The 8,450-nt window shown below is 64.7% G+C and carries 10 protein-coding genes; 5 read left to right on the top strand and 5 right to left on the bottom strand.

The window, feature by feature from the left end:
* The 3 genes from DIE22_RS25080 to DIE22_RS25075 form a co-directional block, all read left to right on the top strand.
* A partial coding sequence (locus DIE22_RS25080) for a DoxX family protein (RefSeq protein ID WP_148093201.1) occupies positions 1–273 on the top strand: 273 nt, incomplete at its 5' end.
* A 36-nt stretch (positions 274–309) separates the two neighbouring features.
* Positions 310–522: a hypothetical protein gene (locus DIE22_RS38305; protein ID WP_185640680.1), complete on the top strand. Its 213-nt coding sequence runs from the start codon at positions 310–312 to the stop codon at positions 520–522.
* The gene (locus tag DIE22_RS25075; RefSeq protein WP_124499149.1) at positions 512–1,204 is read left to right on the top strand and encodes a YoaK family protein; all 693 of its coding nucleotides are present in this window, start codon (positions 512–514) and stop codon (positions 1,202–1,204) included. The genes DIE22_RS38305 and DIE22_RS25075 overlap by 11 nt, the downstream gene beginning before the upstream one ends.
* Positions 1,205–1,322: 118 nt before the next feature.
* Here DIE22_RS25075 and DIE22_RS25070 read toward each other — a convergent pair whose 3' ends face one another.
* Entirely contained in the window at positions 1,323–2,468 is a 1,146-nt protein-coding gene (locus tag DIE22_RS25070) for a branched-chain amino acid ABC transporter substrate-binding protein (protein ID WP_124499162.1), read from the bottom strand.
* Between the two features lie 143 nt (positions 2,469–2,611).
* Positions 2,612–3,928, bottom strand: a complete 1,317-nt coding sequence (gene glyA / locus DIE22_RS25065; protein ID WP_124499148.1) for a serine hydroxymethyltransferase — start codon at positions 3,926–3,928, stop codon at positions 2,612–2,614.
* A gap of 175 nt (positions 3,929–4,103) precedes the next feature.
* Between glyA and DIE22_RS25060 the strand changes: the two genes are divergently transcribed.
* The gene (locus tag DIE22_RS25060) at positions 4,104–5,006 is read left to right on the top strand and encodes a LysR family transcriptional regulator (protein WP_124499147.1); all 903 of its coding nucleotides are present in this window, start codon (positions 4,104–4,106) and stop codon (positions 5,004–5,006) included.
* Positions 5,007–5,240: 234 nt separating this feature from the next.
* Here the strand turns inward: DIE22_RS25060 and gfa are convergent, their stop codons facing one another.
* Both gfa and DIE22_RS25050 read right to left on the bottom strand, forming a co-directional pair.
* The gene (gene gfa, locus DIE22_RS25055; protein WP_124606315.1) at positions 5,241–5,816 is read right to left on the bottom strand and encodes an S-(hydroxymethyl)glutathione synthase; all 576 of its coding nucleotides are present in this window, start codon (positions 5,814–5,816) and stop codon (positions 5,241–5,243) included.
* Between the two features lie 481 nt (positions 5,817–6,297).
* Positions 6,298–6,702 (bottom strand): cupin domain-containing protein, encoded by a 405-nt coding sequence (locus tag DIE22_RS25050; protein ID WP_124606314.1) that lies wholly within the window; start codon positions 6,700–6,702, stop codon positions 6,298–6,300.
* Positions 6,703–6,788: 86 nt separating this feature from the next.
* Here DIE22_RS25050 and DIE22_RS25045 point away from each other — a divergent pair, with 86 nt between their 5' ends.
* Complete coding sequence (locus tag DIE22_RS25045; RefSeq protein WP_124499160.1) at positions 6,789–7,841, top strand: RNA-guided endonuclease TnpB family protein; 1,053 nt, start codon at positions 6,789–6,791, stop codon at positions 7,839–7,841.
* A gap of 21 nt (positions 7,842–7,862) precedes the next feature.
* On the opposite strand, the gene DIE22_RS25040 is transcribed toward DIE22_RS25045, so the two are convergent.
* Positions 7,863–8,342, bottom strand: a complete 480-nt coding sequence (locus tag DIE22_RS25040; protein ID WP_124499145.1) for a carboxymuconolactone decarboxylase family protein — start codon at positions 8,340–8,342, stop codon at positions 7,863–7,865.
* Positions 8,343–8,450 lie beyond the last annotated feature (108 nt).

The raw sequence follows: 8,450 nt of genomic DNA, 5'->3' as shown, positions 1-8,450 counted from the left end.
CCGCCCGCGCTCTGGGCTGCACTGGCGGTTGTGGTCGAGATCGGCGGCTCGCTGTGCGTGGTGTTTCGCCGCTTCACCTGGATCGGCGCGGGTGGACTCGGCGTGCTGACCGTCGTCGCGATGGCGGTGGCGAACGACTTCTGGAACCACACCGGGGTCGCCCGCTTCATGGCGCTCAACAGCTTTTTCGAACACCTGGGCTTGATTGCGGCGCTCGTCCTCGTCATCATCGTCGACGATAGTCAACGCAGGCAGGGCGACGGCAGTGCCTGAGCGCGGGGTCGGACGTCGAAACAACGGAATGCGGCCATGAGGAAAGTCCGCGCTGCAGTGCCTGCCGGGACGATGGCAAGCGGTTTCGTCGCGACGGTCGGCGGCCGCAGGTCGCCGACCATGGCAGCCGGCGCGGCCGCGACCGTGGTCGTGCCGCCGCTGACTTCCCGCGAATGCGATGCGGCAATCGTGCCATTCCGGGCGCCCCATCGCCAAACCTCTACACAGACATCACGAATTGAAATCTGAAGACACCATTCTTTCCGCGGTCGCCGGGTTCGTCGACACGCTGAGCTTCGTCTCGCTGTTCGGGTTGTTCACCGCGCACGTGACCGGCAACTTCGTGCTGATCGGCGCGGGCGTTGCCGGGTTCGGGCAGGGCATCCTGCTGAAGCTGAGCGTGTTTCCCGCTTTCGTGTGCGGCGTCGTCGCGGCGAGCCTGATCGCGCGGTCCCTGTCCGCGCGGCCGGCATGGCAGGGCACGCGTGCGCTGCATACGGTGCAGGCCGTGCTGCTGCTCGGCTTCTGTGCGGCCGGCGTGTGGGCGACGCCCGTCACGCAGTCCGACAGCCTGCCGGTGCTAGTGGCCGGCATCGTCGGCACGTTCGCGATGGGCGTGCAGAACGCGCATCCGCGCGTGATCGCACGTGCCGGCGTGCCGAACACGGTGATGACGGGCAACGTCACGCAGGCGATTCTCGACGTCGTCGACCTGCTGTCGGCCGGCACGGCCGACAGCGCGCGCGCGGCCGCGCGGGCGCGCTTCGGCAAGATGCTGCCGGCGATCGTCGCGTTCGCGCTCGGCGCCATGGCCGGCGCGCTCGGCTTCCGTTATGTCGGATTCTGGGCGCTGCTCGCGCCGGCCGGCGCGCTCGCGGTGCTGGCATTGACGTCCGGTGCGCACGACACGGCGCCTGCCGCGCGGAGCTGAGATCGCGACACGTTTGCCGATTCCGGCGTGACGGCGAGCAAGCTGCTGTTCGCCACGCGCGCCATTTGCGTTGAGGCGAAGCGGACACCGCGAGCACCGAGCTCGCGGCGTCCCGATCTCAATGTTGGACGCCCAGGCTTTCGCGTTTCCCGTCCTTGAACGTATAGAGCGTCAGCGTGGCGTTCTGCAGATCGCCCTTCGCGTCGAAGCGTGTTTCACCGATGACGCCCTTGTAGTCGGTCTTCTTCAGGTACGGAAGGTACTTCGCCGGGTCGGCCGAGCCGGCTCGCTTCATCGCGTCGACGAGAATCATGATCGCGTCGTACGCATACGGCGCGTAGATCACCACGTCCTGACCATATTTCTGCTTGAACCGCTTCCTGAAGTTCTCCATCCCCGGTGCATATTCAGGCGTGATGCCGCCGGCTTCCGCGCAAATGACCTGTCTGCCGTTGAGCGCCGCCCCCGCGAGATCGGGCAGTTCGCCGGTACAGATGCCATCGCCGCCCATGAACTTCGAGGCCATCCCGAGCTGCTGCATCTGCTTGATCATCGGGCCGCCCTGCGCGTCCATCCCGCCGTAGAAGACCACGTCGGGATTCTCGCCTTTCATGGCGGTCAGCACGCCACGAAAATCGGTCGCCTTGTCGGTGGTGTACTGGCGGGACACGAGTTTCGCACCGGCGGACGTCGCCGACTTCAGGAACTCGTCAGCGATACCTTGTCCATAGGCGGTTCGATCGTCGATGACCGCAACGGATCGGGCATTCCATTTCTGCACCGCGTATTTGCCGAGTACCGAGCCGAGCTGGCCGTCGTTGGCGACGAGGCGGAAGGCGGTGTCGAAGCCTTGCTGCGTGTACTTCGGGTTGGTGGACGATTGCGATATCTCCGGGATGCGTGCGTCGTGGTAAATCTTCGAGGCCGGGATCGTCGCCCCCGAGTTGAAATGACCGACGACGCCCTTGACCCCCGCATCGACCAGGCGCTGGGCGACCTGGGTCGCCTGCCGCGGATCGCCCGCGTCGTCCTCGACCTGCAATTCGATCCTGACCTTCCTGCCGCCAATCACCGGCGGATTCGCGTTCAGGTCGTCGACGGCCATCCGTGCGCCGCGCTCGACGTCCTTGCCCAGATTCGCGTTCTGGCCCGTCAGTGGTCCGGCAAAACCCAGTTTGACGACATCGTCCTGCGCATGTGCTGCGCCCGAAGCGAGAGCGATGGCGGCGCTGCCGATCGCGATGACCGAATTCAAGCGTTTCATTTCCGTTCTCCAACCACGATATGTTTCGTCCAGCTGTCTTGTGTTTCGGTATCCGAAGCGAATGAGGTTCATGCCGCGAATGCCGAACCGAATCGGTCGGCGCATCGCGCCGACCCTGGCTGCCATGTATCGCCTCCCGATCGTCAACGCAGATAATGCAGGGCGGAAAATTGCCGGCGATATTCGCTGACGGCCGGCGCCACATCCTCGGGCGCCTTGCGGCCCAGCAGTACGTCGGCGATGAAGGCGGCAAGTTGCGGCATGTCGCGAACGGTCATGCCCCAGCGCACGAGCTCCGGCGTCCCCATCCGCAGGCCGCATACGTCGCCCTCGATCTCGGGGAGCGGCAGCCCGATGCCGCACGCGAGAATGTTGGCCCGCCGGAGTCGCCTGGCCATCGCCTGGCCGCCATCGAACCGATGGGCCTCGATCGCGAACTGGTGCGACGTCGTGATGCCGCGGTCGCGTGCGAACACCGGCAAGCCCGATTCGACAAGCGCCTCGGCCAGTGCCTTGGCCGTGTCGACCATCGCTGCCGCGTAAGGCCGGCCGCACGCCTGCCAATCGAGCATCGTCATCGCGATCGACGCCGACCTGGCCGCATCGAAGTTGGCCGTCATGCCGGGATAGGCAATGGCGTCGAGTTTCTGCGCCAGCCCGGCGTCGTCGGTCACGATCAACCCGCCGGCCGCGCCGGCCAGGCTCTTGTACGTGCTCATCGTCATCAGATGCGCGCCTTCGGCAAGCGGCTGCTGCCACGCATGGCCGGCGATCACGCCGCACAGGTGCGCCGCATCATAGAGCACCACGGCACCGATCTCGTCCGCGATGGCACGCACCTCCCTGATCGGGTGCGGGAACAGGTTGAGGCTCTGGCCGAGGGTGATGACTTTCGGTCGCAGGCGCAGCGCGTCCTCGCGCAGTGCATCCAGATCGACCGTGTAGCGATCGGCATCGAATGCCATCAGGTAAGGCTTGACGCCGTACATCCCGGCGGCGCCGTTGGCATGATGGCTGAAGTGGCCGCCAACCGTGGCGGACGGCACGAACACGGTGTCGCCCGGCCTGGCCACGGTCATGTACGCGTAAAGGTTCGCCAGTGCACCCGAAGCGACTCGAATCTCCGCATAGCGCGCGCCGAAGACCTGCGCCACCAGCTCGGCACACAGGACCTCGATTTTCTCGACGCCTTCCAGCCCCATTTCGTACTTGTCGCCGGGGTAGCCGAGGGACGGCCGCGAACCGACGCCGGCGGCCAGCAGCGCTTCGGCCTTCGGGTTGATGGCATTGGTGGCCGGGTTGAGGTTGAAGCAGTCGCGCTCGTGTATCACGCGATTTTCCTCGACGAAGGCGAGCAGATCACGCTCGTTCTGATCCGGGGCCTGGCTGGCAAAGCGTCTGACCAGCGACTGGATGTAGTTTTCGGGATCCCTGGGGACCCACGGGCGGGCTTCCAACATGACGATTTCCTTATCACTGGGGCCGCGTGAGCGCGGGAGAGCGGTCCCCGGGGTTGATCCGGTGCCTTTCGGAAATCATCGTAGGCGGTGAATATGCTCACGTATATTTATCGTTTTTGACGTAATACATTAGCAATTCTGGTGAATTACCTGTTTTTCCCCTGGGATGAATGCCATGGAAATCGGACGTCTTCGGGCGCTGCTGGAGCTGGCGCGGTGCGGCACCATGGCCGCCGCCGCGGAAGCGCTGTTCCTGACGCCCTCGGCTGTCTCGCAGCAAATCACCCAGCTCGAGGAGGAGGCCGGCGTCAAGCTCACGGAACGCATCGGCAGGGGCGTGCGGCTCACCCCGGCTGGCCAGGCGCTGGTGGGATACGCGGAGCGGGTCATGGTGGTGCTCGACGAAGCTCGCTCGGAGCTGGCGGTGCTGCGGCGCGAGATCGCCGGCGAGTTGCGCGTTGCCGCTTTCCCGTCGATCGCATCGGCCGTGCTGCCCGATACGGTCAAGGCCTTGCAGCGGGTCTTTCCGCGCCTCGAGATCATTCTTGACGAGATGGAGCCGATCGACGGGCTCGCGGCGCTGCGGTCCTGGCGCGCGGATATCGCGCTGATCGACGATCTCTCCATCGTCGTGGGCGACAAGCAGGAGAACGTCGGTGTCGTGCAACTGGCCGAGGACGTGCTGTACGTGGCACTTGCGGCCGATCACGCGTTGAGCAGAAGGCCGTCGCTGAGCGTCGCCGACCTGAGGCATGAAACCTGGGCAATCGATTCGACGTCGAGCGTATTTGGTGACTTCATCGCCGGCTTGTGCCGCCGCGCGGGCTACGAGCCACGGATCAACGCCAAGTGCGGCGGTTTCGAGATGGTCGGTGCGATGGTGGCTGCCGGCTGCTCGGTGTCGATCGTTCCCGGACTCCGGCGGGCGCGGCCGCTGGCCGGCGTCGCATGGGTCAAGCTGAAACCGGAAGTGCGCCGCAAGATCTATGTCGCCTATCGCCGCGGCGAGCGCAATCATCCTGCGATCAACGTATTCGTCGAGGAGATCGTCCGGACGGCGTCGAGCCTGCTCGGCTAGTACCCAATCGGCTCGCAAAACCGTCGGGCGCATTGCGCGCCCCTGTCGCCGGCGCTGGGAACTGGTGCCGCAGGCCGACGCTGACGCATCTCCGCATGAGACGTCCTTGATCAAGCCCGTGCAAAGCCGCGCGATGACGGCGCACGCCACGCGCGGCGACGGGTTCGATACACGATTCGTGACCGTCGTGGCGAAGCGCGGCAGCCTGCCGCCACGCGCCGGCCATGGCGGAACTCACGCCTCCCGGTAGGTGCCTTTGGCCTTGGCCGTCTGCGTCGCCAGCGCATCCATCAGCGGCGGGCTCAGGCAATCGTAGGGCTCCAGCCCCTTGCTGCGCAGCGTGTCGCGCACGTCCGCCATCAACGACGGCGGCGTGCCGCTCTCGATGATCGACGACACGAACGCGGCGAAACCGGGTCCCTCCCAACCGGCATCCGGCGACAGTTCGGTATGGATGAAATCCAGGCCGTAAAACGCATGGTCGGTATTTTCGATGCGTCCGAACAGATGCGTGCCGCAGCCGGAGCACGCATGGCGCTGGATCAACGCCTTGTCGTCCACGACGTGCAGTTTCTCGCCATGTGCGGTCACGGTGACCTTGTCGCGCGGCACGACACCCACGACGGAAAACAGCGCGCCGGCCGGCTTCCAGCACTTCGTGCAGCCGCACGCGTGATTGAACGCGACCTGGGCATCGACCCGAACCTCGACCGGATCCTGCGTGCACAGGCAACGCAGCGTGCCGCCGGCGAACTGGGCGGTGCCCTTTTGAATGCCGCGATCGACGGCGGGATGAATGGCGACGGACATGGTCATCTCCTTTTTGGTGCTTCAGTGGTGAACGACGGTTCGGATCGACTTCCCTTCACGTATCGGATCGAGTGCGCCGTCGATGTCGGAAGGCGATTTCGCGCATGTCGCGAACGGCGCAGGAACCCGCGTCAATTCTGCGCCTTTTATGTCGCCTCTCAATCCTCGACGGAAACTGGGGGGGAGTATATGACGGATACTGGTGGGGAGTATACCCGGCGATTTCCCGATCCCGCGCTCAGCGTGCCGGGGCGCGCCGAACGTGTGCCGGATGAACGACGATGGTATGAGGAAAGACATCGACGGGCCGGACACGCGGGAACGGCGTGCCGGCGCGGAGGCGGCATCATGACCGCCGGCTGCCCCGGGGTGCGGGACGCGCGAGGACATTCCGCCCGTCGGCGCACACGCGCTGGTGCGCTGCCGGAACGTCGAACGCCCGGGCCAGACCCGGCATCGCGGGGCCGCGCCGGCGATCCTGCTATTTCACGGGCGTGAGGACCGGCGCGCCCTTGTTCTTGATCAGGAACACGACGAACCTTGCCGGCTTCGTGCTGCTGGCGTTACGTCCGACCGTGTGCACGTCGTCGGGGCCTTCGTGGAAGGTGTCGCCGGCGTGGAGCGTGACCTCCTTGCCGCCGTTCAGGCCCATCACGATGCTGCCGTCGAGCACATAGACGAATGCGTGCGCGTCGTGACGATGCACGGGATCGACACTGCCGGGCGGATAATCCACGACGATCATCTGCGCCTCCTTGCCCGGATACTCGGGCAACGGCTCCGTGGTCAACTGCGTCACCCTGGCTTGCGGTGCCGCGGCGGCCGGCTGAACGGGCATCAGCAGCGACAGGGCAAGCGGTGCAAGCGCGAGCATGCTGTGTTTCATCAGTTGCTCCGAGAAACCCCGCCGTTTGCGGCGGGGAGGAAAGGAGCGCCGTCGACAGACGGCATTCCAAAGTTAAAATGACCGGCATGATTCTTGTCTACCGCTACCGCGTGAAGTCGCTCAACGGACTCCTGAACAAGCAGAGCCGTGCGGTGAACTACGTCTGGAACTTCTGCAATGACGCGCAGAAGCACGCGCTCAAGTGGAACAAAAAGTGGCCGACGGGTTTTGATCTGAACGTGCTGACCACCGGCAGCAGCAAGGAACTTGGCATCCATTCCGGCACGGTCAATGCGACGTGCGAGCAATACGCGAAGTCGCGCAGCCAGCGCCGTCGGCCCTACCTGCGCTATCGCGGCAGGAAATCGCTTGGCTGGGTGCCGCTGAAGGGCCGAGACCTGAAACGCGAGGGCGACGCGTTCCGCTTCGCCGGTAACACCTTCCGTGTGTTCAACAGCCGGCCGCTTCCCGACGGCAAGATCAAGGACGGCACCAACTTTGCGCAAGATGCACGCGGCAACTGGTTCCTGAATATCGTGATCGAGCTGCCCGATGTTCAGGCGCGCCCGATCCGTTCCGGCGTCGGCATTGATCTCGGCCTGAAAGACTTCGCCACACTTTCGACCGGCGAGAAGCTGCCCAATGACCCGTTCGGCCGTCGCGCGGCCGACAAGCTGGCGAAGGCGCAGCGGGCGCGCAAGCACAAGCGGCATATCGCGAAGCTGCACGCCAAGGTGGCGAATGCCCGCGCCGATTTCCAGCACAAGCTCGCGCTCGATCTGGTGCGGCGCTTCGATTACATCGCGGTCGGTAACGTGTCGGCCGTGAAGCTCGCCAGAACCAGGATGGCGAAGAGCGTCTATGACGCATCCTGGTCGTCCTTCCGGAACAAGCTTCATTACAAAGCGATCGCGCACGGAGTCACGTTCGAGGAAGTCGACGAAAGCGGTTCTACCCAGTCCTGTTCGGCGTGCGGGTCGACAGACAGCACGACGCGGCCGAAAGGTATCGCGGGACTGCGAGTAAGAGCGTGGGCCTGCAGTGACTGTGGTGTCGTGCATGATCGAGATACCAATGCTGCGCTGAACATTCTCCGATGCGGACGTGCATCGCCAGGTGTGGGAATCCGCCGCCTTTAGGCGGCGGAGGACGTCAAGTCGTTACTCCAGGTTGGCCTTGTCGAGCCCGAACATCTTGTCGAACGAGCCGGGCGCGATGCGGAACGCGACATTCAGCCGGTTCCAGCTGTTGATCGCACCGACGAGGAAGGTGAGATCCGACAGCTCCTGCTCCGAATAGTGGGCCCGCACGCGTTCGTAGATATCGTCCGGCACGCCGTGCGACGAGAGCTGCGTCAGTGCTTCGGTCCATTCCAGCGCGGCGCGCTCGCGCGGCGAAAACAGCGGCGACTCGCGCCAGACCACGACGTGATGCATGCGCAGTTCGCGCTCGCCGTGGATCCTGGCCGTCTTGATGTGCATGTCGACGCAGAACGCGCAGCCGTTGAGCTGCGACGCCCGAATCTCGACGAGCTCGCGAACCGGCACCTCGATCGTCGTCTTTTGAAACAACCCGTCGAGCTCGACGAGTTTCCTGGTCAGTTCCGGCGATTGCTGAAAGTAGTTGATACGTTGCGTCATGATCCGTTCTCCTGATCTGTGGAAGCGGTACTACCGGTGCTGCGCATGGCGATACATCGCACGACCGGCCTGGCAATCATCGTAATCGCGTGTCTCGCGGCCCAGTAG

The sequence above is a fragment of the Burkholderia sp. Bp9142 genome, assembly GCF_003853415.1.
GTDB lineage: Bacteria > Pseudomonadota > Gammaproteobacteria > Burkholderiales > Burkholderiaceae > Burkholderia.
This window is presented reverse-complemented; position numbering and strand designations above follow the sequence as displayed.